Here is a 22,717-nt window from a genome sequence, read left to right as displayed (position 1 = left end):
TTGATCCAAGGTCTAGACTATGCCCATGAACACGCAAGCCTCCTCCCTGACCATCGGTGCCGTCGCCAGGCGCGTCGGCGTGGCGATCGACACGATCCGTTATTACGAGCGCGAAGGGTTGTTGCCCGAGCCGCAGCGGCGTGCCTCCGGCTATCGCAGTTACGGCGAGGGCACGATCACGCAGCTGCGTTTCATCCGCCGTGCCAAGGATCTGGGCTTCACGCTGGAAGAGATCCGCGAACTGCTCGCGCTGTCGGCAGATCGCCAGCGCGGGGTGAAAGCGGTGAAACAGCGCGCGCAGAAGCGGCTGGCGGCGATCGAGCAGCGCATCGTCGAGCTGCAGCGTGTGCGCGACGGCCTGGCGGAGCTGGTGGCGTCGTGCCCGGGGCACGGCAAGCCGGAGCAATGCCCGATCCTGCGCGCGCTCAGCGGTGAGGAGGTGTCGCCATGAACGCGCATGCCTGCTGCCACGGCGGCGACGACATGCCTTCGGCGGTGATTGACCCGGTTTGCGGCATGACGGTCGATCCGGCCACGTCGAAACATCAGTCGATGCACGACGGGCAGGCCTTCCATTTCTGCTGCGGCGGCTGCAAGGCCAGGTTCGAGGCGGAACCGGCGCGTTACTTGGCCCAGCCTGCGGCGCACCATCATGACCACGCCTCACACGGGGCTGCGCATGGCGCACACCTGGCGAAGGACCCGGTCTGCGGCATGAGCGTGGACCCGCACACCGCGAAGCACCGCGCCGACCACGACGGCCATCCGTATCACTTCTGCTCCGCGCGCTGCCGCGAGAAGTTCGTGGCCGACCCGGCCGCGTACCTGGGCGAACGCAAACCCGCGCCGGCCGCGCCTGCGGGCGCGATCTACACCTGCCCGATGCACCCGGAAGTGCAGCAGGTCGGCCCCGGCTCTTGCCCGAAATGCGGCATGGCGCTGGAGCCGATGATGCCCTCGCTGGACGAGGACGACGGCGGCGAGCTGCTGGCGATGACGCGGCGTTTCCGGTGGCTGGTGGCGCTGACCCTCCCGGTGTTTGCGCTGGCGATGGGGCCGCATCTGTTTGGCTGGCATCTGCCCGCGCCGTGGGATCGCGTGGCCGCGTGGGTCGAGGCGGTGCTGGCCAGCGTCGTGGTGCTGTGGGGCGGCGCGCCGTTCTTCGCGCGCGGCTGGCGCTCGCTGAAACCGTGGTCGCCGAACATGTACACGCTGATCGCGTTGGGCACCGGCGTGGCATGGTTGTACAGCGCGGTGGCGTTCCTGCTGCCGGGGATTTTCCCGGCGGGGTTCCGCGATGCGCATGGTCGTGTTGCGGTGTATTTCGAATCGGCGGCGGTGATCGTCACCCTCGTCACGCTGGGCGATTTCCTGGAGCTGCGCGCGCGGCGGCGCACCGGCGCGGCGCTCAAGGCGCTGCTGGGGCTGGCGCCGAAAACCGCGCGGCGGATTGCCGCCGATGGCAGCGAGGCCGACGTCCCGCTGGAGCAAGTGCAGGCCGGCGACGTGCTGCGCGTGCGCCCCGGCGAGAAGGTGCCGGTCGATGGCGTGGTGATCGAGGGCGAGAGCCATGTCGACGAATCGATGCTCACCGGCGAGCCGATGCCGCTGGCCAAGGCGAAGGATGATGCGCTCACCGGCGGCACCGTGAACCAGGATGGCGCGCTGACCATGCGCGCGCAGAAGGTCGGCGGCGAGACGATGCTGGCGCAGATCGTGGCTCTCGTGGCGGCCGCCCAGCGCAGCCGCGCGCCGCTGCAGCGCGTGGCCGACAAGGTGGCGGCGTGGTTCGTGCCGGCGGTGGTCGTGGTGGCCGTGCTGGCGTTCGCCGCGTGGGCGATGGTGGGGCCGGACCCGCGCCTCACGCATGCACTGATCGCGGCGGTGTCGGTGCTGATCATCGCCTGTCCGTGCGCGTTGGGCCTGGCCACGCCGATCTCGATCATGGTCGCCAGCGGGCGCGGTGCGCAGCACGGCGTGCTGTTCAGGGACGCCGGCGCGATCGAAACCCTGCGCGGCATCGACACCCTGGTGGTGGACAAGACCGGCACGCTGACCGAAGGCAAGCCGGCACTGACCGAACTGGTGGTCCTCGGCAACCAGCCGCGCGAACACCTGCTGGCGCTGGCCGCCGCACTGGAGCGGCCGAGCGAGCATCCGCTGGCCCGCGCGATCGTCACTGCCGCCGAGGCCGAAGGCGTGGCGGCACCGGCGGCCACGGAGTTCCGCTCGCTGACCGGCCGCGGCGTCAGCGCGACGGTGGATGGCCGCAGGGTGGCGCTGGGCAATGCCAGGCTGATGGACGAGTCGCGCGCCGCCATCAGCGCCGACGCCAATGCCCGCGCGGAACGACTGCGTCAGCACGGCGCCACGGTAATGTTCCTTGCCGTCGACGGCACCCTCGCCGCGTTGCTGGCGGTAGCCGACCGCATCAAGCCTGACACCCCCGCTGCCATCCACGCGCTGCACGCGGCCGGGCTGCGCATCGTGATGCTCACCGGCGACAACGCCACCACCGCGCAGTCGGTGGCGCGCACGCTGGGCATCGACGAGGTGCATGCCGACGTTTCGCCCGCCGACAAGGCCGCCGTGGTCAACGCGTTGCACGCCGAAGGCCGTCGCGTGGCGATGGCCGGCGACGGCATCAACGACGCACCGGCACTGGCCGCGTCCGATGTCGGCATCGCGATGGGCAGCGGCACCGACGTGGCGATGGAGAGCGCGCAGATAACGCTGGTGAAGGGCGAACTCGGCGCCATCGTGCGCGCGCGCCGGCTGTCGCAAGCCACCGTGCGCAACATCCACCAGAACCTGTTCTTCGCCTTCGTCTACAACACCGTCGGCGTGCCGTTGGCGGCCGGCGTGCTGTATCCGTGGTTCGGCATCACCTTGTCGCCGATGATCGCCGCGCTGGCGATGAGCCTGAGTTCGGTGTCGGTGGTGAGCAACGCGCTGCGGTTGCGTGGCGCGGGATTGTGAGGGCAGTGCCGGCTGTCTGATCGGTGCGTTCCTGCGCCGGGTTCGGCGACAATGGGCGACCCCTTCGCCTGTTCATCGAGTAACCCGTTCATGCCCCGCACCCTCGCCGAGTGGTTGAGCTATCAGGATCGCGTCAACCTGCACACCATCGAACTGGGGCTCGATCGCGTGCGCGAGGTATGGCAGCGCATGGGCGCGCCACGGCCGGCGCCGCGGGTGATCACCGTGGCCGGCACCAACGGCAAGGGTTCGACCGTGGCGCTGCTGGAGGCGATGCTGAAGGCTGCCGGTTGGCACGTCGGCGCCTTCACCTCGCCGCATCTGCTGGCCTACAACGAGCGCATCGGCATCGACGGCGTGCCGGTCACCGATGCCGCGCTGATCGAGTCGTTCGAACGCATCGAGGCGGCGCGCGCGGAGATTCCGCTGACCTATTTCGAGTTCGGCGCGCTGGCGGCGGTGGACTTGTTCGCCCGCGCCGGTGTCGACGTGGCGGTGCTCGAGGTGGGGCTGGGCGGCCGGCTCGACGCGGTCAACATCATCGATGCGGACGTGGCCGTGATCACCACCGTGGATCTGGACCACATGGAGTGGCTGGGCCCCGACCGCGACAGCATCGGCCGCGAGAAGGCCGGCATCGCGCGCCGCGGTCGGCCGGCGATCGTGGGCCAGCTCGATCCGCCCGATGGCCTGCTTGCAGCGCTGGCCGAACGTGGCGCGCAGGTCGAGCGCGCCGGCATCGATTTCAGCGTGGAGCGCCACGAGGACGGCTGGCGCTGGCGCCATCGCGACGGCAGTGCGATGGAGTTGCCCGATCCCTATCTCGCCGCGCCGGTGCAGCACGCCAACGCCGCCGCCGCGATCGCTGCGTTGCATGCGTTGGGCGACGAGGCGTTCTCGCCCAGCACCCTGTTCGCCGCGGCCAGCGCCGGCCTGCACGACGTGCGGATCGCGGCGCGACTGCAGGCGCTGGGCGGCGAGCCGCCGGTGTTCGTCGACGTGGGCCACAATCCGCAGGCCGCGCGGGCGCTGGCCGAGTGGCTGGACGCATCGGCGCACGGCGCAGTGCATGCCGTCTATGGTGCGCTGGCCGACAAGGACGTGGCCGGGGTGATCGGCGCGCTGGGTGCGCGCATCGCGCACTGGCATCTGGCCGGGCTGGAGCAGGTTTCGCCGCGTGGCATGGACGTGGCGGCGCTGTCCGAGAAGCTGAAAGCCACCTTGCCGCAAGCATCGTTCGACGCCCATCCCGACGTGGCTGCCGCACTGGCTGCGGCACGCCAGGCCACGCAGCCGGGCGACTGCATCCTGGCGTTCGGCTCGTTTTTCGTCGCCAGCGCGGTGATGGCTGAACATGCGCCGTGAGCCGCCGCATGGCGCCGGGCGCCGGCAGGTATAATCGCCATATTGCGCATCGCGTTCGCCGCCTGGGAGCGAAAACTTGAAAACACGCCTGCTGGGAGCTGCCGTCCTGATAGCGTTGGCGGTCATCTTTGTGCCGATGTTCTTCACCGACAGCCCGCCCACCCCCGGCGGTGACCGCTCGGTGAGCCTGGCCATTCCGCCTGCGCCCGACCGCGACCTGCAAACCAGGACGATGAGCCTCGACCCGTCCGCCGCCGCCAGCGTGCCGGCCGGCGCGGCGCCCGCCGCGGCGTCGGGCGACCGCATCGCCACGGTCACCATCGACTCGAACCGCCCGCGCGACGTGGAACTCGACCCCCAGGCAGGCCGGACGCCCGCGCCGACCACGGTGACGACTGGCAGCGGCACCTCGCCGGCGCAACCGGTGATCCCGCAGCGCGACACGGGTGCCGCGCCGATGCCGAAAGCCACGGTCGCAGCGAAACCCGCGCCGGCCAGCGAGCCGACCCGGCCGGCGGCCAAACCGGCCGAGCCGACGCCCGCACCCGCGCTGGCACCGGTCGCGGCGGCTGCGGCACACGGCAGCTACACGATCAACCTCAGCGCCTACGCCAGCGCCAGTGGCGCGGCAAAGTTGCAGAGCCGGGTGCGCGCATTGGGCTACCCGGTATCGGGCCGCGTGATCACGCGGGCCGGGCAGTCGCGCACGCTGGTCACCGCCGGTCCATTCGAAACGCGCACGGCCGCCGAGGCGGCGCGCCTGAAGATCACCCAGGCGATTCCCGGCGTGCCGGCCAAGGTGGAGCAGGACGGCGATGCCGCGGGGACGTCCACGAGCACCACGCCGACGGCCACCCATGCCGCCAGGGCCGGCGGCTGGGCGGTGCAACTGGCGGCGGTGAGCAGCCAGGCCGACGCGACCGCCTTGCGCGACAAGTTGCGCGCGGCCGGCTTCGACGGTTTCGTCGACTCGGTGCAGTCCGGTGGCCGTACCCTGTGGCGCGTGCGCGCCGGCCCGCAGACCCAGCGTGCCGATGCCCAGCGCGTGCACGACCAGATCAAGGCCAAGCTGGGCATCGACGGCAATGTCGTTTCGGTGCCCTGAACGACACCGCGGCCGCGGTGATGAAGGTACGCCGGCGACGCAGTCATATGCCGGGCGCGGCGTCCGCGCGAGCCGGTTGAACGGATGAACTGGCTCGACGGAATCATTCTGGCCATCCTTGCGCTGTCGGTGCTGATCGGCCTGATGCGCGGACTGGTGGCGGAGGTGTTGTCGCTGGCCACCTGGATCGCCGCCTTCTGGATGGCGGCGGTGTTCGGGCCGGATGTGGCGGCCTTGTTCCAGAATTCGATCTCGCTGCCCATGGCGCGGATCGGACTCGGCTACGCGATCTGCTTCTTCGGCATCCTGTTGCTGGGCATGCTCGTGCGCTTTGCCGCCCGACGGCTGATCTGGAGCACCGGCCTGAGCGGTATCGATCGACTGCTGGGCGTGTTGTTCGGTTTCGTGCGTGGCGCACTGGTGGTCACCATCCTGGTTTTCCTGGTGGGGCTTACTGCGGTGACGCGCGAATCGTGGTGGCAACAATCGGTGCTGCTGCCGCAGTTCCAGGGCGCCGCAGCGTGGCTGGGGCAGAACATCCCGGCCAGCGTGGGCGATCACCTGCATCCCGATGCAGTGCTGGACAAGCTCAAGTCGGCGCCGGTGCTGCCGCACGGGCCGGCCGGCTCGTCGACGGCGCCGAACCTGCTCGATCGTGTGGCGCCAGCCGAGCTGCTCAACCAGGTGGACGGCTTGAGCGAGCGGCTGCACGCCCCCATTTCCGGACGGCAAGGCGCTCCCGCTGCGCCGGCCAGCGCCGCCAGCACGCCGCCGCCCGCGCGGCAACCATAGAATCAGCATTCCCGAAACAGGCCATCCATCATGTGCGGAATCATCGGCATCGTCGGTACCACGGAAGTGGCGTCGGCGCTTTATGACGGCTTGACGGTGCTGCAGCATCGCGGCCAGGACGCGGCCGGCATCGCCACGGTCGAGGGCTCGCGCCTGCGCCTGCACAAGGGCAACGGCCTGGTGCGCGACGTGTTCGGCCAGCGGGCGATGGGCGAGTTGCGCGGGCGCATCGGCATCGGCCATTGCCGCTATCCCACGGCCGGTTCGGAAGGTTCGGCCGAGGCGCAGCCGCTGTACGTCAATTCGCCGTATGGCATCGCCTTCGCGCACAACGGCAACCTGGTCAATACCGACGCACTGCGGCGCGAGATGTTCGAAGGCGACCGTCGCCACATCAACACCGATTCCGATTCCGAGGTGCTGCTCAACGTGCTCGCGCACGAGCTGCAGATCCAGGACCGCATGGAGCTGACTCCCGACCACATCTTCAAGGCCGTGGCCGGCGTGCATGCGCGCGCCCGCGGCGGCTACGCCTGCATCGCGCTGCTGCTGGGTTACGGCCTGGTGGCGTTCCGCGACCCGCACGGCATCCGCCCGCTGGTGCTGGGCGAGCGCGTTACCGCCGAAGGGCACGAGTACGCCGTGGCCTCCGAATCGGTGGCGCTGGACGTGCTGGGTTTCAAGCGGTTGCGCGACGTGATGCCGGGCGAGGCGGTGATCATCACCGACCAGGGCCAGTTGCACAGCCGCCGGTGCGCCGAGGGCGCGGTGCACACGCCGTGCATTTTCGAGTACGTCTACCTGGCGCGGCCGGACTCGATGATCGAGGACGTCTCGGTATACAAGGCGCGTCTGCGCATGGGCGAGAAGCTGGCCGCGAAGATCCTGCGCGAGCGCCCCGACCACGGCATCGATGCGGTAATCCCCATCCCCGACACCGCGCGCACCGCCGCCAGCGCGCTGGCCGGCGTGCTCGGCGTGCCGTTCCGCGAGGGCTTCGTCAAGAACCGCTACATCGGCCGCACCTTCATCATGCCGGGGCAGGGCGAGCGGGTGAAGTCGGTGCGCCGCAAGCTCAACGCGATCGACCTGGAGTTCAACAAGAAGAATGTGCTGCTGGTGGATGATTCCATCGTGCGCGGCACCACTTCGAAGCAGATCATCCAGATGGCGCGCGATGCCGGGGCGAAGAACGTCTACTTCGCCTCCGCCGCTCCGCCGGTGCGCTACCCGAACGTGTACGGCATCGACATGCCCTCGACCAGCGAGCTGGTCGCTGCCGGTCGCACCGAGCAGGAAGTGGAGAAGCTGCTCGGCGCCGACTGGCTGATCTACCAGGACCTCAAGGATCTCGAGTGGTCGGTGCGCGACGGCAACGCGAACCTCGAGCACTTCGATACCTCGTGTTTCTCCGGCGAATACGTCACCGGCCTGGACGACCAGTACCTGGAACAGATCCAGATGCTGCGCTCCGACGACGCCAAGGCTGCGCGGCGCGCCGTGTAAACCGCAGGAGCGCACTTGTGCGCGATGCTTTTCTGCCGGGATTCGGGAAAAGCGTCGCGCACAGGGTGCGCTCCTGCAGGGAAACCCATGTCCGATCTGCATGCCGCCGCCAAAGCCTGCCTTGACGCCAGCGAGCCCGACGAGAAGTTGCGTCTGACGCGTGAGACGTGGCGCGCCTTCGAGCGCGGCGAATTGCAGGCCGATGCGTCATCGCCCGCGCCCGAACCGATCGCTCCGCCGGGTCGCCCCGAGCGGCCGCGGCTGGTCAATGCGCGCCAGCTGCCGCAGCGCGGGCTGGGCAGTGCCGAAGGCCGCATTGCCCTGGTGCATGCGGTGGCGCACATCGAGTTCAACGCGATCAACCTCGCCTGGGACGCGGTCTACCGCTTCCGCGGCAAGCCGCACGACTATTACCGCGACTGGGCCAGCTGCGCCCACGACGAAGCGCGTCACTTCGCGATGCTGTCCGCGCGGCTGGGCGAGCTGGGCCACGCCTACGGCGATTTCGACGCCCACGACGGCCTGTGGCAAATGGCCGAGAAAACCGCCGACAACGACACCGCGCGCATGGCACTGGTGCCGCGCGTGCTCGAAGCGCGCGGGCTGGATGTGACGCCGGGCATGATCGAGCGCCTGCGCCAGCTGGGCGACGAAGCCACGGTGGCCATTCTCGAAGTGATCCTGCGCGAAGAAGTCGCCCACGTCGCCGCCGGCACGCGCTGGTATCTGCATTGCTGCGAGCGCGACGGCATCGACCCGGTGGAAACCTTCTTCGGCCTGATCCGCGAGTACATGGGTGTCGACCTGCGCGGGCCGTTCAATCGCCCGGCACGTATCGAGGCAGGCTTCACGGCGCAAGAACTGGACAGGCTCGCCAGTCTCGCGGCGGGAGCACACGAACATCGCGAACCGGTCGATCGGTCAGCAACGCGCAACCAGGCGTAACGGGCTCAACGTCCGATTGCTTGCGGAACCGGGGACACGGGGACAGCCTGTGCTTGTGCCGACACGCTTCGGCATGCCGCCTGTTGGTTCGCCTGCGTCCAGGCGACGCTGCTGTCCATGATCGACGTGTGTACCGCGTCGGCGGTTTGCACGTGGGCCATTCGCGCAGGCAATCCGTTCTGCAGCACGAACGCACGCTCACCGTCTTCGCACAGTACCACTTGGTCGATGCGACCCAGGCCTTGGCGGCGCGCGGCGACAACGATGGCGGCGGCAAGATTCTCGCTGCGCGTGTCAGAGTGTCGGCCGAGCTGCGCATCGATCCTGTGCACGCCTGCCAGTGCCTGCTGGTACAGCGCGTGATCCGGGTGGCGCAGATCGTCTAGCCACGTGGTGGCGACGCGATCCTTTTGTCGCAAGGCCAGATCAAGCGCGTGTTGCGTTCGCGGGCCGACCTTGCCGTCGACTGCCAAGTGATGTTCGCGCTGGAAAGCCACGACCGCAGAATGGGTGTTCGAGCCAAAGTCGCCGTCGGATTTCAGTGAGCGACCGTGAGCATCGCAGTAACCCAAGGCGGCCAGTGTGCTCTGCAAGGTTCGCACGGCATCACCGTGATTGCCTTGGCGTCGCAGGTGGTTCGACGGTGATTCGTCATCGGAGGACGAGCGCTGGTGATCGCTGGCGGTGACGTGCTTCCACGCTTCGGACGGCGAGAAGCCGCAGGCGATGTCGGCCTGATACGTGGTCCGCATCTGGTTCAGGGCGCTTGCCGATTGCGCCAGGGTGATACTGGCGTGGTTGGCGCCGCCATAATGGCTGGCGCCGCCTTGATCCGGATCACCGAAACTGGCCCATTCCGCCGCCAGACTTCGCTGGGCGGCCTCCAAAGTGATTCCCGGTTGGCCGGTGACATATCCGTGAATGGCTGGCCGTTTGTCGACGATCAAATACTCCGAGAAGATTCGATCCTGCAGGGCCGTCGAGAACGGTAGATCGCGATCCAGGTTCAGCTTGGTGATCGCGCCGTCCATGGTGGAGGGAATCACCTGATACCTGCCGACCGCGAACACCCGGTGAGGGTCGTCGCCTCGAAGATGTTGCAGATCATGTACCTGGCCCACGGTCAGGCTGGAAAAGTCGATTGCGCCGCTTGGACCGCGAATATGCTTGCCGCCATGCAGATCGACGTAAGTGCCGCGGTTGTAGGCGTTGTAGCCAGCGGCACCGGACTCACCACGGACGATCAGATCCAACAACGGATTGCTCATTGAAATCTCCCTGAGAGGTTTCTTCGTGCCCAAGCTCGACAGGAGCGGCTTGCTTCTGCGTCGCTAGTCGATCAATGCAACGCCGTCGACGACACAGTCCAGCCCGTCACACCCAGTTGTGAATCCACGCCATGAACGTTTCGATCACCGAGGTCGCCGTATGTACTCACGTCAAGCTGGCGATGGGTCGCTGCATCCTGAAAGTGCATCAGGCAGACCGCATCGCCACTGCAGGCGCCCAGTTCGGGCAACTCGTCACAGGCTTTGCACGAGTCCAAACCTTTTGCGCAAAGCTCCTTGTAGGCACCACCCACCACATTGGCCTTGCATTTCAGGTCCACTACCGGTCGCCAGCCATCGACGAGCAGGGCGGTGCGGAAGTCGGCGTACGCCATGCCCTTGTGCACGTTGTCGAGGGATGCCTCTGCATCAGATTTTGCGGACGCAGTGGCTCGTCCAGGCGCGGCTGTTGCGCCAGTAGTGGCTTGCTGCGAAGAATGGCAAGCGGACGCTGCGACACAGAAAATGAGCAGGGACAGGGAGCGCAAGGGCTTCATGGTTGTCGGATCCTCAAAGGTCAATCACAAGTGGAGACGCTTGTTGTGCTCTACGGCACGGTGCCCCACTGGGCGATGATGGCGTTCAGGATGGCGGCGTTGGTGGCGACGTTGGCGCCGGGGCAGGTCATCAGGTATTGACGCCGCAACTGGGAAGTTGCCGGCGCGTCGAAGTACGGATCGAATACCACCAGGCTGAAGAAGAACGCAGTAGCTGGTGCGCAGGCCGCACCACCCGTGGCACCTTCACCGGACATGCCTGCCATGCAGGTGTAGACCGCGCATGGGTCGACGCTTTGAGCGCGGGCGGGAGCAATAGTGAAGGCGGTAGTGACGCCGATCATCAAGGCGGCGAGAGAGATGGGCAACTTCATGGCATACCTCCGCTGTATGGGACTGGTATTGAGAGCATGCGTTTCTGAACATCAATTGCCAGGCTGCATTCGCTGTAGTAGACGTGGCAGCCGCGGATTTTGTCATTTGCACACATGTCCATGCCGGATTGAATGGCTTCATTCGAAGTTGCGTCTATGGTTACGGCATACCATCCATAGCCAGTCACTATCGCAGCGCAGGCGTCCGTGTATGAACGGATTATTTCGCAGTTTGAGCCGCCATTTCCCCTGCAGTCCATGATTGCGGTGCTCTCGGCGATGGCTTGATTATCCATGGAGCCGACTGTTCCAAAGATTCCTTTTTCCGAATCCAGGGCAATGGCTCCCGAGAGGTGAATCCAGCGGGGCGGCGGCGGACGCGGCGCTTGCTGTTGGTATTCGTAGTTCTGGATTGGTCTGCAAGCGACTGGAGCCTGCGGACTGGGTGCCGCCCCGGAGGGTTGGAAACCTGGCGGACAGCCGCCCTCGCCATGGACAGCGCCGGCCATCAAAAGCAACAACACGATCAGTAGCCATCGGAACGAAATCGATATCATTACGAGCTTCTCCCGATCGGCTGATGCTTGACGGTGTCAGTTGCGCCTGAACTCGTTGAGAGGGTGCCGCGGATACTGCCATTGGCACTATTGAGCGGGCTGCCGGCAGGTCGCTGACCAAGGCTTTCTTGCCCGAAAGTCGGCGATGACGCTCCGTGTCCATAACTTCCCGGTGGCTGCCCCTGCGGTCCCAGTCGACTTGAGGCGCCCGTGCCGAACGCTGAGTAGGTCAGAAAATTGCCCAGCGTTCCTTGGAAGAACATCGCTGCCATCGGGGGCACGGAGATGATCAGCACGGTCAACAGCAGGCCGAGGCCACCTTGTTCCAAGGCTTGGGTGGAGAACCCCTCGGCGCCCTGGCCGGTGATCGTGTTGATGATGTTGGCGCTCCACAGCGCCGCGGCGACCCGCAAGGACAACTGCAGTACGAGTGAGCTCACGAAGGCGAGCACAGCCATGGAAAAAACGGTGCCGATGCCGTAGAGCAGCCAGCGTTGGAACAGTGATTTTGTCTGCTCGAAGACCAGGCACAGGATGAACAACGGCCCCAGGCCGATGAACAGGGCGAGCGCGAACTTGTACAGCAACAGCATGGCGGCAGCAGCCATCGGCGGACTGGCGGTGCCAAGGCCGGCGATCAGCAGTGCGTGATTCTTCTGATTGATGGTTTCGGTGTCGCCAGGGGCAACTTGCACGGTATCGATGGCACCCATCGCCAGTTGGGTCCACGCAAGGTTTTCATCGATGGTTTGCGCAGCCGTGCTGTTGTCACCGGTGAACATCTGGTTGATGCCGGTACTCAGTTCGGTGGTGAAGAACGAGAGCAGATTGGTGCCAAAAATGCTCATGGTGGTGGCGACGGTCACGATGATCGCCACTCGAGTCATGCTCATGACCAGGGCCATCATCGACTCACGCGACTGGCCGGTGATCATGCGATAGCCCTGGATCATGATCCACAACGTGACAAGCACCAGTGCGACGGCGCTGGCCCACGTCATGAACGTAGCCATCAGATTCATCCCGAAGGTATCGATCCGATCGCTCAACCATTTGTAGATCAGTGCGAAATATACGAAGCCCATCGCGGCCGTTCCCTGTCAATGTGAAGAGGTGGGTTCAGGCCCCGAGTGCCGACATCCCACGCGCGGCTCAGTGGAAAGCCGCGGCGAAGGTAGAGGCTTGGATAACATTACCCAGAACGGTGCTGTTGCCGTTCAATGCAACGTGCCCAAGGATGGACTGCTGGTTCTGCAGCGTTTCAATGATGGCATCGTCGGCCTTCATCTGCGCTTGCCAGTTCCCCATTTCCGTGGTGACCGCACTGCTGTACTTCTCCACCTGTGTAGCAGCTCGTCCGGTATCAGCGACGGTGCTTATCGACTTGACGATGCTTTCCACCTGATGGAACTGACTGCTGTAGTTATTGAGTTTGTTGAGCATGTCGACCGTCGTGTTGTACTTGTGGATCTGCGTGGCGACGATCTGGCCACAGATCATCCGCTGAGTCTGGGTGATGGACTGGGTCATCAACGAAGACATGCTGTTCATGACACCGCTGACCAGGCCCGCCGGGCTGGAAGTGTTTGAACACTTGCCTTGGATCAGTGAGTCGGTGTTGGTGACGCGTTGCAGCTTGTTGGGAGCAAGTGATAAGCCGTTGCTGAGGCCCTGGATGCTGGACAGCAACTGCTGATATTGCTGAAGCTGGGTTTCATACTGCTGGATCTGTTTCGCGTACTGCTCGATCGTCTTGGCGAGCTGGGCTGCGAAACTCTGTTCGTTCGCCGCGATGCTTCCGGGATCGACGACGACGACCTGGGCGCTGACGCTTCCCGCGAGCAGGGCGCAGCCGATGGCTGTTGCCAACATCAGCCGATGCCCGAACCGATTCTTGAGCGAAGGCGATTTGGTGGACAGTGTGTTGTGCATGGGGTGGTTCTCCACGTTCAGCGAACGGCGGCGCGTGGTGTGCGCGGGGTTGGTTGGTTGGGCTTTTGCTTTCCGCTGCCCCTGCGGTTTTCGTAGAAGCGCTCGAGCCACTGTTCGGGGCGCAGTTCGTCAACGGTGACGCCTTCGGCGGCAGCACATTCACGCAGCACCTCGTGCATGATTTCGATGTTGTCGGTGGAGGCCGAGATCACGGCGAGAGCGTCGTCCATGCCGCGCAGGTTCAGCTGGCACACCGCGCTGGCGTGGCCCTGCTTGACCAGGAAGCAACGTGAACGCTCGTCCAGGCTCACCACGACCTGGTATTCGGCGTCGGTCAGTTTCAGGCCGTCGACGTAATCCTCGCGGCTGGCGTTCGGGTTGGGCAGCAGGATCATCGTGGCGGTCTGCTCGATCAGCGCCGCGGCGATGTCGCTGGCCAGCGCGTCCTCGGGGCTTTGCGTGGCGAAGATGCCCAGGCCGTTCTGCTTGCGGATCGTCTTCTGTTTGTTCTTGGCGAATTCCTTGAGCCCACCCTTGCCGTCGAGGATCTTCCAGAACTCGTCCATCACGTAGATGAGCGGGCGGCCGTCGATCAGCGCCTCCAGCCTGTGCAGCAGATAGTTGATGACCGGCACTCGCGCTTCGGGATTGTCGATCAGCTCGGTGTAGTCGAAGCCGATGATGTTGGCTTTCTCAAGGTCGATGGTGTCGACCGGGTTGTCGAATACCCAACCCAGCGAATTGCCTGCCGTCCACTTGCGCATGCGGATGAACAGGCCGTCGTCGCCCATGTTGGGCAGGCTCTTCTGGAAGTTGGTCAACGTGCGAAGATGCATGGGCGTATCGAGCATGTTCTCGACGGCGCGGAAGATGTCCTCTTCCTCGCGCGAGCTGTAGACGCTCTTGCCGGCCATCACCTTTACCAGATCGGCCAGGAACTGCACGTTGGTTTCGTTGCGTTCGCAGTGGAAAGGGTTGAAGCCGGTGGGCTTGCCGTTTTCCAGTGCGAGGTAGTTGCCGCCGCAGGCGCGAACGAAGATCTCGGCACCGCGATCCTTGTCGAAGAAGAAAATCGTGGGCGAAGGCTGCAATTTCTGCACTTGGCTCAGCAGGAAGTTGATCAACGCGGTCTTGCCCGTGCCGGACTTGCCGATGACCATGGTGTTGGCGATGGCCTTCTCGCCGAGCGAGTTCTCCGCCGGATGGGTGGCGTGGAAATTGAAGTGATACGCCTGCCCGTTGGTGGTCTGCAGGGTGGTGACGCAGTCGCCCCAGGGGTTGTTCTCCTTCTTGCCGGTGGCGAAGTTGTGCAGCGGCGACAAGCCGAGGAAATTGAGTGAGCTGACGTTGGCCAGGCGCGTGCGGTATTTCCAGTTGCCCGGGAACTGGGCGTAGAACGCCGCGGTGACGGCCAGATCCTCCTTGACCGAGACGAATCCCGCGTTCGACAACTCGGCACGGGTGCTGGCGATCTGCTGCGACAGCGCTTCCTGGCTGGCGGCATAGATGGCCATGGAGAAGTGGTACTCGCCCAGCACGAAATTGCCGGAGGCGAGCTGATCCATGGCGTGGTCGAGCTCGGCGATCTGGCTGAAGGCCTTGTCGCCGGAGGAGATCATCATGCCCTTGGTGCGATCCAGCGCCTTGAGTGCATCCTGCCGGCCCATGGGGCTGAAGGAATGGGTGATGACGTATTCGAAATCGAGGTACTTCAGGCTGTTGAGGATGCCCGGGTAGGTCCCGTCGGTGTATTCCTTGATGTTGAGGATGGCGCCGAAGTGATTGATGCCGTCGGGCGTGGTGATCACGTAGTCGCCGGTTTTGGCCGAGAAGCGCTGCTTGCTGACCGGCAGGTAGTCGAACACGGGGGCGCTGAGCACGGGCACCGGTTCGTCGATGCGGTTGAGCAGGTAGCCGTACAACTCCAGCGCCTCGGAGAACACGACGCCGTTGGCCGCTTCGTACATGCCCAGTCGGCTGGGTGCGTAATCCTTCAGCACGGCTTCCAGGTTTCCGGCCAGTTCGAGCACGGTGTTCACCGCGTCGCGCTGTTCGGACTCCAGGCGGGCGAGATCGGCCGACTTCTCCACGAAGCGCCTGCCGCTGACGATGGGGCGGTACATCAGAGTCAGATACAGCTCGTTCTGCATCAGCTTTTGCGCGGACAAGCCCTTGTAATAGGTATCGGACAGATCCTGGTTGAAGGGCTGCACGAAGCGGCTACAGTCATCCAGGCGCCGGCGCCGGCGCACGTCGTGGACCCAGAACGCCACGTTGACGAAGTCGGGCGCGCGCAGGGTTTGCAGCAGCCGATTGAAGGTGTTGTGGCGGTGCTCGATCTCCCATTCCTCGCGCCCCACGAAGGGCAGCCCGCCCAGGCGCCACACCAGCAGGAAATCGCCGCCCGTGCTCTTGAGCACGGTCGGTGACACGTGCGTCGACAGGGGCAGGAACTCGGCGATGGGCGTGTCCGGCATGAATACGGGTTTTGGCTTGGGCATGAGTCCTGGTCCGGCGAACTCCGCGGCACGACGGCGGCGGCGTTCGCGTCACATCACTGTTTGTCGTTGTGTTGGCCGCGATGGTGGTTGGGGGTGAACACCCACATGCCATCGTTGCCGCCGATGTTCCTCATCCGGGCACGGAACTGCAGGCGCAGCCCCAGCAGACGAAAAATCATTTCGTCGCGCCGTGCCATCTGGCGCATCACGAAGATGATCAGCGGCAGCAGCAACAGGTAGAGGAAGTTGGTGTACACCGCCACGAGAAAGCACCCGCCCGCCGCCATGAAGAACGGCACGTAAGGCACGCCCATGAACATGGGCGGGCGGGTGCAACCGCGAAACAGCGCGTTTTTATGCATAGAAGTGGAGCGCGTGGACGAGCACGCTGGCGGTGCACTGCGTGGCGCCGGCGTCGGTCGTGCTGCCGGCGAGGAACATCTTGGCGATCTGGCCCGCCGCGCCGATCAGCACCGCACCGATAAGCACCGGGGCGACATCGCCGATGCGCTTGTGGGCAAAGGCGATCTGGTAACCGGAGAACACGATGGCGATCGTCACCACCACGACCGAGATCGCGTTGAGGATCATGTTGATGTTGGTGGCGAACTTGCAGGTGGTATCAATCGTGCCGGTGGCATCCTGCGCGAGCGCGAGGTTGGGCAGGACCAACGCCAGCAGCATGGCCACAGAGAGGAACGTGAACCAGCGCGTGCGCGAGGAGGTGAGGATGCTTTCGTTGCCGAGGGAGGTGTTGGCCATCACGGGGTTCCTTGTCGGGAGTTGCGGTGGAATGCGGTCATCGCGGGATGACTGCCGGGAGCTGGCCGCGGGATGCGGCCGGAAGAGTTGTGCGGTGGTGTTGGTGATGCGAAAGGGGGCGATGCGCCGTCGCCATTGCGGCGGGGCATGGTGTTAATGGCACGACTCGCTGCGGTGCTGCGCCTGCGGATGGCATCAGAAGACAAAGGCGGCATCGCGCTGCTCCATGCGCAAGTCGGCGCGGTCGTGCCGTGGGGCGGATGTGCCTGCAGCCGGCACGGCTGACGCCACAGCCGGGTCACCGGGGCCGCGCACCTGCGGTTCGAACACGCCGCCGGTGGTCGTGCCGGCGAGCCCGGGCGGGGCAGGCTGGCGGGCAGGGGCGGTCGAGGGTGAAGAGGGCGCAACGCTGTGCTGCGGCAGGACGGCAGGGTCTGCGTTGGCGCCGGACAAGCCCGCCGTGGAGACTGCCGCAGCGGACGCAGCTTCGCCGCCGATATCGCGTGGCGTGAACGGGTTCGGCCGTGATGCAGGTTCCTTCGCGACGGCTGCCATCGGCACGCTGCGCAGTGCGATCCGATAGTTGGCGTTGTCACCGGAATAGACCACCAGCGGCGGTACGGCGCTTCTGCCGGCGACGATTTCTGCGGGGGGTGGCGCGCGTGTCGGCGCAATGGCCGCGACTTCGGGAACGGATGTCGTGGTCGCCAGTCGGGCTTCGGCCACGCGGTTCATCGAGGCGTATACCTTCTGCACGTAGCCGTCGCGGAAGCCGGTGGTGAAGTTGCCGGAGTAGTAACAGCTGAAGGCCTTGCCCCAGTCGCCATGGGCGCTGTCGTGGCAGCGGGCGAGGATCTGCGCGCCCGCGGCCAGGTTGTCGCACGCGCTGAAGGCCTTGCGGTAGGAATCCAGTCCGTAGTGGCCCAGGTTGGCGCGGTTGACCTGGGCAATGCCAACGGAGAAGTTGTAGCCACGGCTCTCCAGCATGCGTGCGGTGGCCAGGGCCTCTTCCATGCTGTGCGGCTGGCGCGCGAGCTTGCCGCCGACGACGCCGATCGCATAGGGATTGGCGCCGGATTCGACCTGCACGATGTGCTGCATCACCTGAGGCGACACGGCCAGGTTGGGGCAGGCCAGCATTTCCATCCCGGGCAGCATCAGGATTCCGCCGCTTCACGTTGCGGGTTGAAGTCGATGCCGGTGATGTGGCGGCTGCCGGCGTGCGCGCTGATGTGCACCACGATGTCGATGGTCATCTTCAGCAGGCGCTTGATGGTGTTGAACTCGAGACCCGCGCCTTCGGTGGATGCCTTGACCATCAGCGCGAGCTGATCCCAGGTTTGCCGGGTGCTGCCGGCGTGGCAGCTGGTGATCGAGCCGGGATGGCCGGAGGCGCAGTTGCGGATGAAGTAGAACGACTCGTCGCCACGCAGCTCGGCCAGGATGATGCGGTCGGGCTTCATGCGCAGGCATGCTTCCATGCAGCTCTTGGCGGTGACGTGGCTGGTGCTCTGGCCGCCCTTGGAGTACAGCAGGTGCACCACGTTGGGCTGGTCGATGAACAGCTCGCGCGCGTCCTCGATCGTGACCAGGCGCTCGTCGTCGGGGATGTGGTTGACCAGCGATTTCATGAACGTGGTCTTGCCGCTGCCGGTGGCGCCGGCGACGACGATGTTCTTCTTGTTCAGCACGGCCTTGCGGAAGAACTCCGCATAGTTGCGCGCGCTGCGCAGTTCCAGCAGTTCGCTGTCCAGCTCGCTGAGGCCGTGGTCCACTTCCACGACCTTGTCGAAGAAGCCGTCGCTTTCGTATTGCGCCAGGGTCCGGCGCTGCCGCGAGGGAAGGCGGATGGTGATCGAGACGCGGTCGGCCTCGCATGCGGGGGGTATCACGAGCTGTGCGCGCTGCCCGGTGGGAAAGGTCAGCGAGACGACCGGGTCGATGTCGGTGATGCGCTGGCCGGTGTTGCTCTCGTTGATCACCGCCGTGCAGAACTGCCGCGCGCGCTCGAACGTCAGCGAGGGCACCTCGATGCGCTGCCAGCCCTGGCGGTTTTCGACGTAGATCTCGCCGGGCCGGTTGATGCAGATCTCGGTGACCTCGGCGCTGGCCATGTGCTCACGCACACCCAGCACCTCGTACTGGTAGTCGAGGAAATCGCTGGAAACCTGTGCGTTCACGTCGTCCATGGCGTCGGTAGTCGTTGGATCAGGACATTCAGAAGCGGGCAACCACGCCGCTGAAATCCACGTCCTTGGCGACGTAGACGTAGATGACGGTGCCCTGGTTGATGGTGACCGTGGGGCGACGGTTGGCCGCTTCACGCACGGCCTGGTCGGCCAGTTGCTGCACGGTTTGCGCGGTATTGCTTTCGAATGGGGTCTGGGTGACGAAGCCGTTGCCGATGGTGCTGTTGCGCGGACCATGTTCGGCGGCTTCGTATTTGAACGCGTCGCTGAGCAGGCTGATCAGCAGCGCCGAGCTGACACGCTGGCCCCAGTGGGCGTCGTAATGGCCGGGCAGGCCGGCGCCGCCCAGGTTGTCCATGCCGGGGCTCGCCATGTTCACGTCGATCCCGGTGGGCGTGATGATGCGATCCCACACCACTTCCATGCGGTTGCCGGTCGGCTTGTGGCTGTAGGCACCGAGCAGCTTCGACCCCTTGGGCAGCAGCAGCGTGTGACCATTGAATGAGTACACCGGCTCCGTGACCAGGCAGGTGGAGAAGCCGGGCACGTCGGAGACGATGCGCGTTTCGAGAACGCAGCGGATATAGGTGCCGCGCTGCATCAGAGTGTCGGCGTGCGGCAGGGCTTGGGCGCTGGTCGGGCCGGTCTGCTCGCCGGTGGGCAGCCGCGCATCGACGCCATCGGGCATGCGTTGCGTGGCGGATGGGTCCGGGATCTCCGCGCCGCTGGCGGCGATGCGCCGTTGCAGCAGGGTGGGGTCATGCGCCCTTGCTGGCTGCACGGTCGTGGTGGGAAGCGGCGGCGCCGGGCTGGCGGGCAGTACCGGAATGGGTGGCGTCGGCGGCTGGCTGTGCACTGTGGGGGAAGGCGGCAACTGGGGCACCCGCAGCGTGCTCGGGGCCTCGGCGACCGTGACTTTCTCTTCGCGCGGTTTCGGTTGCTCGCGGCGGCTGCCTGCGCTGGTGAACATCCAGTAGGCGACGAACATCAGCAGCAGCACCACCGCGCCCAACAGCAGCAAGGCCCGCCGGTTCATCCGGCGCAGCTCGATCGCGCGCAGTTGCGGCGCGTTGGCATCGAGGTCAGGCTCGTGGCCGCGCTGGATGTGGCTGGCGTAGGGATTGCCGGCGAGCGGCTCGCGGCTCTCGTGCGTGCCGCCCGCGTGCTCGCCGTCGGCGCGCTCGTCGCCGGGATGCTGGTGGTTGTTCACTGGGGCGTGTTCCTGCGCAGGCCCACGACGTCGTTGCCGTGGCGAATGACCAGATAGTTGTAGGTGCCGTGGACGATGATGGTGTTGCCCTCGACGGTGGTATTCACCAGCGAGTCCTCCCCGTGTGCCTGCTCGCGCATGTAGACGGCGGGGAAATCGCCGCTGGGGAACTGTTTGAGGTCGCTCATCTTGAGATAGGTGAAGCGGCCGTCGTCATAGGCGTTGACCGGCACCAGCCACGGTGCGGCCTTGCTCCTGGTGGCGTAGTCGTAGTCGAAGTTGTAGCTGCGGTCGGGCAGCATGTTGCTGTCCTGCGCGGGGGCCTGCAGCTGCCGCTTTTTCTCGTGGGAGAAACTGGTGTCGGCCGGGTAGGTGAAAGTGACCTTGTACTGCACGCCGTCGCGCCGCGCCTCGGCGAGGGTTTTCCAGTCCGTTGCCACCACCTTCAGTTCGAAGATGTACGAATGCGTGGCAGTGCGCACCATCATGTTGGTGTCCACGTCCACGTTCCGCGGTTTCAGGTAGAACACGTTCTCCCGACGCGTGAGGTCCCAGCCGCTGCTGAAGCCGGTGCTGTAGTCGAGGATCTTCTCGCTCGGGCTCAACTCGATCTGGGTGGTGATGCCCAGGCCGGTGCGCACCGGATAGATTGCGTCGGCGGCGTACTCGTAATGGGTCAGCACCTGCTCCGCGCCTTGCGAGTGGGCGGCAGCAGCGGTGGTGCACAGGGCGGCGCCGAGCCACCAGATGCTTGTTCGGTTCATCGGGAACCTGCTCCAGGGAGAGTGTCGGTGGCAGCGGCAGCCGGTGGTGTCGGTGCAGGCGCGGGCGTGGCGGCCATGGCCGGTGCCGGCTGCGTCATCACCGGCGGTACGGACACCTCCGGCGGCGGCGCGGTGGCGTAGTCGTCGTCCACCCGGTAGCTGGTGACCCAGAAGCCCAGCGGGTTCTCGACCCGGCTCTGATCGTCCATCTCCAGGTTCTGCTTGTAGGTGAAGGCGATGGTGGCGATCTTGTTGTCCAGCGGACGGGTCGCCCCGTTCTGCTTGTTGTAGAGGCTGCGCTGGAACCGCACGGTGGCGCCGCGCGGCGTCTTGCCGGGGCCGCCGCCGACCAGCTGGATGCTCAGCAGCTTGATGCGGATCGCCTGGTCCTTGCCGAACTGCTTGATGAGGCTGTCGGGATTGCTGTTGGCGAACAGCTGCACGTAGGGCGCCTTGACGCCGGCTGCTGCCATCGTCTGCACCGTCTTCCAGTCGCGCAGGTTGACCAGCTCCAGGTCGTACGACTCGCGCGCCAGCACGAAATGCGCCACGTTGCTGCGGTTGACCGCTTCGCGCGTGGTGATCCCGCGCATGGCGAAGTCGCCGTCCAGCCGCGCTACCGTGGCGGTGCCGGTGTAGGCATCGGCCATTACCAGATAGGGAACTTTCTGCTTGAGCGGCAGCATGAAGTAGTAGCCGCCGGAGAGGACCAGCACCAGCGCAACGGCTGTCCAGGCCACCCACCACGCTCGACGCTCGCTGCGTTGCGCCAGCTCGGAAATGGTCAGTTCGAACCGGGTCGATTGCGCCACACTGCGTTCGATCGCGGTGCCGGATGTCTTCTTCCCTGCCATCAGCAAGGAACCCCATGCGGGGCGAGGGCGGGATGCCTGGGATTCATGGCAGGGCGTTTCCGGTCTTGGAGTTGTCGTTCGATGCTGTCGGCACGGAAGGCGACGGGCGGTTGGTCGAGCGCACCACGATCTCGTCCGGCCCGATGCTGACCTGGACGCCCTGCGCGGCGTAGATGCCGCTGAGCCTGGAGACGGCGGCTTCCAGGTCGGCGGTGCGAATCGTCGCCACGGGCGTGTACAACGTGACGTCGTAGTTCAGCTCGTAGCGCAGCGTGCGGTTCGTGTCGGTCGCCCAGCGCGTGAGCATCGCCTTCAGCGTGCCGTCGATGGGCGCGGCGAAAAAGGTGTACTGCGGATGCAACGGTATCTCGGTGGGCTCGGAGCGATACCGGTTGACCGGGCGCCACGAGCCGCTGAAGTCCTTCGCAGGCGGGGTGCCACAGGCAGCGAGGAGCGTGGTGGCGAGCAGCAGCCCGCCGAGCGCCGTTCGGTTGGAAATCTTTTCTTTCACTTCAACCCCGGAGATCAGTGCGGACGCTGGCCGGACATGGCCAGCGAGGTGTCGCCGATGTTTCGACGGGCAAGCCGGCGCCAGGCCCGGACCGTTGCCGGTCTGCGCGTTCAGTCGTCTTGAATCCGGAAAGGGATTGCTCCCGGTTCCCCTGCAAACCATGTCGAGTACACCAACAGTCCAATGTCGTGAGTAAGTTGCGTACCCGGTCCGATGCCGGGTACGCAACACTTGTACTTCTCGGGTGCCAGGCGTGGATCGCGGCTGCGTGAAGCAGCTGCGCGCCTGGCGAGATCTCGATTTCCCTGATCGAACGGTCGCCATGATCGAGAGCAAGCCGCGAGTCGTCAACCGAATCCGCCTAGGAAAATTTCCTGCCTCATGTGATCTGACTCGCACTTGTTCCGACGTAGTCACTCTCACTTTCACATCGATCGCGCCGTGGTGAACAGACATATTCTGCGTTGTGGAAAAGTGCTTGAAACCCCATGATTCATGTTGTTTCCTGCGCCTCTCCGATCAACCTGATGCGGCAAGCCGGCAATG

At 65.4% G+C, this 22,717-nt stretch carries 22 protein-coding genes; 7 read left to right on the top strand and 15 right to left on the bottom strand.

What is annotated here, in order from left to right; translation table 11 throughout:
- The first annotated feature begins 25 nt into the window (after window positions 1-25).
- The 7 genes from ACVCL3_RS04615 (at window position 26) to ACVCL3_RS04585 (ending at window position 8,692) form a co-directional block, all read left to right on the top strand.
- Entirely contained in the window at window positions 26-451 is a 426-nt protein-coding gene (locus tag ACVCL3_RS04615; protein ID WP_447100556.1) for a heavy metal-responsive transcriptional regulator, read from the top strand.
- The gene (locus ACVCL3_RS04610; protein ID WP_447100555.1) at window positions 448-2,979 is read left to right on the top strand and encodes a heavy metal translocating P-type ATPase; all 2,532 of its coding nucleotides are present in this window, start codon (window positions 448-450) and stop codon (window positions 2,977-2,979) included. The genes ACVCL3_RS04615 and ACVCL3_RS04610 overlap by 4 nt, the downstream gene beginning before the upstream one ends.
- Before the next feature lie 90 nt (window positions 2,980-3,069).
- Window positions 3,070-4,344 (top strand): bifunctional tetrahydrofolate synthase/dihydrofolate synthase, encoded by a 1,275-nt coding sequence (folC, locus tag ACVCL3_RS04605; protein ID WP_447100554.1) that lies wholly within the window; start codon window positions 3,070-3,072, stop codon window positions 4,342-4,344.
- 76 nt (window positions 4,345-4,420) lie between these two features.
- On the top strand, window positions 4,421-5,449 hold the full coding sequence (locus ACVCL3_RS04600) for an SPOR domain-containing protein (RefSeq protein ID WP_447100553.1): 1,029 nt from the start codon (window positions 4,421-4,423) through the stop codon (window positions 5,447-5,449).
- Between the two features lie 84 nt (window positions 5,450-5,533).
- Window positions 5,534-6,241: a CvpA family protein gene (locus ACVCL3_RS04595; protein WP_447100552.1), complete on the top strand. Its 708-nt coding sequence runs from the start codon at window positions 5,534-5,536 to the stop codon at window positions 6,239-6,241.
- A gap of 30 nt (window positions 6,242-6,271) precedes the next feature.
- Window positions 6,272-7,747, top strand: a complete 1,476-nt coding sequence (gene purF, locus ACVCL3_RS04590) for an amidophosphoribosyltransferase (RefSeq protein WP_395117665.1) — start codon at window positions 6,272-6,274, stop codon at window positions 7,745-7,747.
- Between the two features lie 87 nt (window positions 7,748-7,834).
- Window positions 7,835-8,692: a ferritin-like domain-containing protein gene (locus ACVCL3_RS04585; RefSeq protein WP_447100551.1), complete on the top strand. Its 858-nt coding sequence runs from the start codon at window positions 7,835-7,837 to the stop codon at window positions 8,690-8,692.
- Between the two features lie 5 nt (window positions 8,693-8,697).
- Here the strand turns inward: ACVCL3_RS04585 and ACVCL3_RS04580 are convergent, their stop codons facing one another.
- The 15 genes from ACVCL3_RS04580 to ACVCL3_RS04510 form a co-directional block, all read right to left on the bottom strand.
- On the bottom strand, window positions 8,698-9,960 hold the full coding sequence (locus ACVCL3_RS04580) for an XVIPCD domain-containing protein (protein WP_447099170.1): 1,263 nt from the start codon (window positions 9,958-9,960) through the stop codon (window positions 8,698-8,700).
- A 71-nt stretch (window positions 9,961-10,031) separates the two neighbouring features.
- The gene (locus ACVCL3_RS04575) at window positions 10,032-10,517 is read right to left on the bottom strand and encodes a hypothetical protein (protein WP_447099169.1); all 486 of its coding nucleotides are present in this window, start codon (window positions 10,515-10,517) and stop codon (window positions 10,032-10,034) included.
- 50 nt (window positions 10,518-10,567) lie between these two features.
- Window positions 10,568-10,891, bottom strand: a complete 324-nt coding sequence (locus ACVCL3_RS04570) for a hypothetical protein (RefSeq protein ID WP_447099168.1) — start codon at window positions 10,889-10,891, stop codon at window positions 10,568-10,570.
- Window positions 10,888-11,448 (bottom strand): DUF4189 domain-containing protein, encoded by a 561-nt coding sequence (locus ACVCL3_RS04565; RefSeq protein ID WP_447099167.1) that lies wholly within the window; start codon window positions 11,446-11,448, stop codon window positions 10,888-10,890. Before ACVCL3_RS04565 ends, ACVCL3_RS04570 begins: the two co-directional genes overlap by 4 nt.
- Window positions 11,448-12,533 carry a type IV secretion system protein gene (locus ACVCL3_RS04560; RefSeq protein WP_447100550.1) on the bottom strand — a complete coding sequence of 362 codons (1,086 nt, stop codon included), beginning with the start codon at window positions 12,531-12,533 and terminating at the stop codon, window positions 11,448-11,450. Before ACVCL3_RS04560 ends, ACVCL3_RS04565 begins: the two co-directional genes overlap by 1 nt.
- Before the next feature lie 67 nt (window positions 12,534-12,600).
- A complete protein-coding gene (locus ACVCL3_RS04555; RefSeq protein WP_447100549.1) occupies window positions 12,601-13,380 on the bottom strand; it encodes a hypothetical protein in 780 nt (259 codons plus the stop codon).
- A gap of 17 nt (window positions 13,381-13,397) precedes the next feature.
- The gene (locus ACVCL3_RS04550; RefSeq protein ID WP_447099164.1) at window positions 13,398-15,881 is read right to left on the bottom strand and encodes a VirB4 family type IV secretion/conjugal transfer ATPase; all 2,484 of its coding nucleotides are present in this window, start codon (window positions 15,879-15,881) and stop codon (window positions 13,398-13,400) included.
- A 53-nt stretch (window positions 15,882-15,934) separates the two neighbouring features.
- Window positions 15,935-16,243, bottom strand: coding sequence for a type IV secretion system protein VirB3 (locus ACVCL3_RS04545; protein ID WP_395117701.1), 309 nt, complete (start codon window positions 16,241-16,243; stop codon window positions 15,935-15,937).
- Window positions 16,236-16,643 (bottom strand): TrbC/VirB2 family protein, encoded by a 408-nt coding sequence (locus ACVCL3_RS04540; RefSeq protein ID WP_395121368.1) that lies wholly within the window; start codon window positions 16,641-16,643, stop codon window positions 16,236-16,238. The genes ACVCL3_RS04545 and ACVCL3_RS04540 overlap by 8 nt, the downstream gene beginning before the upstream one ends.
- 195 nt (window positions 16,644-16,838) lie before the next feature.
- Window positions 16,839-17,801, bottom strand: coding sequence for a transglycosylase SLT domain-containing protein (locus ACVCL3_RS04535; protein ID WP_447100548.1), 963 nt, complete (start codon window positions 17,799-17,801; stop codon window positions 16,839-16,841).
- Window positions 17,801-18,832 carry a P-type DNA transfer ATPase VirB11 gene (gene virB11, locus ACVCL3_RS04530; protein WP_447099162.1) on the bottom strand — a complete coding sequence of 344 codons (1,032 nt, stop codon included), beginning with the start codon at window positions 18,830-18,832 and terminating at the stop codon, window positions 17,801-17,803. The genes ACVCL3_RS04535 and virB11 overlap by 1 nt, the downstream gene beginning before the upstream one ends.
- 28 nt (window positions 18,833-18,860) lie before the next feature.
- Window positions 18,861-20,042 carry a TrbI/VirB10 family protein gene (locus ACVCL3_RS04525; protein ID WP_447100547.1) on the bottom strand — a complete coding sequence of 394 codons (1,182 nt, stop codon included), beginning with the start codon at window positions 20,040-20,042 and terminating at the stop codon, window positions 18,861-18,863.
- A complete protein-coding gene (locus tag ACVCL3_RS04520; RefSeq protein WP_447100546.1) occupies window positions 20,039-20,806 on the bottom strand; it encodes a TrbG/VirB9 family P-type conjugative transfer protein in 768 nt (255 codons plus the stop codon). The genes ACVCL3_RS04525 and ACVCL3_RS04520 overlap by 4 nt, the downstream gene beginning before the upstream one ends.
- Complete coding sequence (locus ACVCL3_RS04515) at window positions 20,803-21,660, bottom strand: virB8 family protein (RefSeq protein WP_447099161.1); 858 nt, start codon at window positions 21,658-21,660, stop codon at window positions 20,803-20,805. The genes ACVCL3_RS04520 and ACVCL3_RS04515 overlap by 4 nt, the downstream gene beginning before the upstream one ends.
- A 43-nt stretch (window positions 21,661-21,703) precedes the next feature.
- Window positions 21,704-22,171, bottom strand: a complete 468-nt coding sequence (locus ACVCL3_RS04510) for a hypothetical protein (RefSeq protein ID WP_447100545.1) — start codon at window positions 22,169-22,171, stop codon at window positions 21,704-21,706.
- Window positions 22,172-22,717: the final 546 nt, after the last annotated feature.

The organism is Rhodanobacter sp. UC4437_H4 (assembly GCF_052978425.1).
Note: the sequence above shows the minus strand (reverse complement) of the source record. Positions and strands in the feature narration are given on the sequence as shown.

What these genes read in the sequence shown, in the direction of transcription:
- ACVCL3_RS04615 (WP_447100556.1), top strand. Translation starts at nt 26, where the DNA reads ATGAACACGCAAGCCTCCTCCCTGACCATCGGTGCCGTCGCCAGGCGC.
- ACVCL3_RS04610 (WP_447100555.1), top strand. Translation starts at nt 448, where the DNA reads ATGAACGCGCATGCCTGCTGCCACGGCGGCGACGACATGCCTTCGGCG.
- folC (WP_447100554.1), top strand. Translation starts at nt 3,070, where the DNA reads ATGCCCCGCACCCTCGCCGAGTGGTTGAGCTATCAGGATCGCGTCAAC.
- ACVCL3_RS04595 (WP_447100552.1), top strand. Translation starts at nt 5,534, where the DNA reads ATGAACTGGCTCGACGGAATCATTCTGGCCATCCTTGCGCTGTCGGTG.
- purF (WP_395117665.1), top strand. Translation starts at nt 6,272, where the DNA reads ATGTGCGGAATCATCGGCATCGTCGGTACCACGGAAGTGGCGTCGGCG.
- ACVCL3_RS04585 (WP_447100551.1), top strand. Translation starts at nt 7,835, where the DNA reads ATGTCCGATCTGCATGCCGCCGCCAAAGCCTGCCTTGACGCCAGCGAG.
- ACVCL3_RS04580 (WP_447099170.1), bottom strand. Translation starts at nt 9,960, where the DNA reads ATGAGCAATCCGTTGTTGGATCTGATCGTCCGTGGTGAGTCCGGTGCC.
- ACVCL3_RS04575 (WP_447099169.1), bottom strand. Translation starts at nt 10,517, where the DNA reads ATGAAGCCCTTGCGCTCCCTGTCCCTGCTCATTTTCTGTGTCGCAGCG.
- ACVCL3_RS04570 (WP_447099168.1), bottom strand. Translation starts at nt 10,891, where the DNA reads ATGAAGTTGCCCATCTCTCTCGCCGCCTTGATGATCGGCGTCACTACC.
- ACVCL3_RS04565 (WP_447099167.1), bottom strand. Translation starts at nt 11,448, where the DNA reads ATGATATCGATTTCGTTCCGATGGCTACTGATCGTGTTGTTGCTTTTG.
- ACVCL3_RS04560 (WP_447100550.1), bottom strand. Translation starts at nt 12,533, where the DNA reads ATGGGCTTCGTATATTTCGCACTGATCTACAAATGGTTGAGCGATCGG.
- ACVCL3_RS04555 (WP_447100549.1), bottom strand. Translation starts at nt 13,380, where the DNA reads ATGCACAACACACTGTCCACCAAATCGCCTTCGCTCAAGAATCGGTTC.
- ACVCL3_RS04550 (WP_447099164.1), bottom strand. Translation starts at nt 15,881, where the DNA reads ATGCCCAAGCCAAAACCCGTATTCATGCCGGACACGCCCATCGCCGAG.
- ACVCL3_RS04545 (WP_395117701.1), bottom strand. Translation starts at nt 16,243, where the DNA reads ATGCATAAAAACGCGCTGTTTCGCGGTTGCACCCGCCCGCCCATGTTC.
- ACVCL3_RS04540 (WP_395121368.1), bottom strand. Translation starts at nt 16,643, where the DNA reads ATGGCCAACACCTCCCTCGGCAACGAAAGCATCCTCACCTCCTCGCGC.
- ACVCL3_RS04535 (WP_447100548.1), bottom strand. Translation starts at nt 17,801, where the DNA reads ATGCTGCCCGGGATGGAAATGCTGGCCTGCCCCAACCTGGCCGTGTCG.
- virB11 (WP_447099162.1), bottom strand. Translation starts at nt 18,832, where the DNA reads ATGGACGACGTGAACGCACAGGTTTCCAGCGATTTCCTCGACTACCAG.
- ACVCL3_RS04520 (WP_447100546.1), bottom strand. Translation starts at nt 20,806, where the DNA reads ATGAACCGAACAAGCATCTGGTGGCTCGGCGCCGCCCTGTGCACCACC.
- ACVCL3_RS04515 (WP_447099161.1), bottom strand. Translation starts at nt 21,660, where the DNA reads ATGGCAGGGAAGAAGACATCCGGCACCGCGATCGAACGCAGTGTGGCG.